Annotated in this window: 1 protein-coding gene and 1 pseudogene; one reads left to right on the forward strand and one right to left on the reverse strand. The window is 65.1% G+C overall.

The window, feature by feature from the left end:
- Nucleotides 1–46: 46 nt before the first annotated feature.
- Nucleotides 47–627, forward strand: a pseudogene (locus QZ269_RS11435) (cation:dicarboxylase symporter family transporter); the annotation flags it as partial.
- Between the two features lie 71 nt (nucleotides 628–698).
- Here QZ269_RS11435 and sdaAB read toward each other — a convergent pair.
- The coding region (gene sdaAB / locus QZ269_RS11440; protein WP_291426834.1) for an L-serine ammonia-lyase, iron-sulfur-dependent subunit beta at nucleotides 699–1,360 on the reverse strand (662 nt) is incomplete at its 5' end.

Raw genomic sequence — 1,360 nt, forward strand, 5'->3', positions numbered from 1 at the left:
ACTCTACCCCTTTCCGCTTCGCAAGTCCCCCTGCTGAGCAGTTACCATCAAAGAAGAACTGCTGGTCGTGCTCGGCACCAGCTCCAGCGAGTCCGGGCTGCCGCGCCTGATTATGAAACTGGAGCACGCCGGGGCCGACAAAAGCGTGGTGGGGCTGGTCGTGCCTACCGGCTACTCGTTTAACCTGGACGGCACCAGCATTTACCTGACGATGGCGGCGCTGTTTATTGCCCAGGCCACCAACACCCACCTGAGCCTGAGCCAGCAACTGAGCCTGCTAGCGGTGCTGCTGCTGACCAGCAAGGGCGCGGCGGGCGTTACCGGCAGCGGCTTTATCACCTTGGCCGCTTTATCACCTTGGCCGCCACCCTGAGCGCCGTGGGGCATGTGCCGGTGGCGGGGCTGGCGCTGATTCTGGGTATCGACCGCTTCATGAGCGAGGCCCGCGCCCTGACCAACTTTATCGGCAACGCTGTAGCCACCCTGGTCGTCGCCAAAAGCGAGAACGCGCTGGACATGGATCGCCTGACCCGCGCCCTCAACGGCGAAGACCTACCCACCACCTTGCCCGAAGTGGCCAGCGAGGAACGTGGCGAGGGCCGCCCGCTAGAAGGTGGCTATCACTGAACCAGACTCTTAAAACCCCCCCCGCCTGCGCTTAGACTGTTCGGCCTCACCTGGCCCTCACCAGACAGGCTTTAGCCGTCCATCAGTTTTGGCAGCATCCTGACCCAGTTGGTGTCGTTCCACGCCCCGAAAAAAGCCAGGGCTTCGGCACTCAGCGGCTGGTCGAGTTCGATCGCCAGCAGCGCCTGCCCGCCACGTTTTTCACGGGTACAGGTCAGTGCAGCAATGTTCACGCCGTCGGCGGCGATCACCGAGGTCACGCGGGCGATCATGCCTACCGCGTCGGCGTAACGCAGCAGCACGGTGGGGTTGGCGGCGCTGAAATTGACCCCCAGTTCCTGCACCTGCGTGACCAGAATGACCCCTCCGCCCGTGCTGCTGCCCTGCATTTCCAGTTGCGCCGTGTCGCCCCACAGTTCGATGCGTGCGGTGTTGGGGTGAACGTCGCCCAGGTCCACGTCCGCGAACTCGAAGGCCAGGCCCGCCGCCTGCGCTTCCTCGAAGGCGCGGGGCAAACGGGGATCGTCGGGGGCAAAACCCAGAATTCCGGCGATCAGCGCGAGGTGGGTGCCGTGCCCGCGCCCGGTCTTGGCAAAGCTGGCGTGCAGGCCGATGCTCGCCTGCCTGGGCGCTTCACCGAGCAGATGGTGCGCCACCAGGCCCAGGCGGCACGCGCCCGCCGTGTGGCTGCTACTGGGGCCGATCATGACAGGCCCGATCATGTCGAGGAGGG

Source organism: Deinococcus sp. (genome assembly GCF_018260405.1).
GTDB lineage: Bacteria > Deinococcota > Deinococci > Deinococcales > Deinococcaceae > Deinococcus.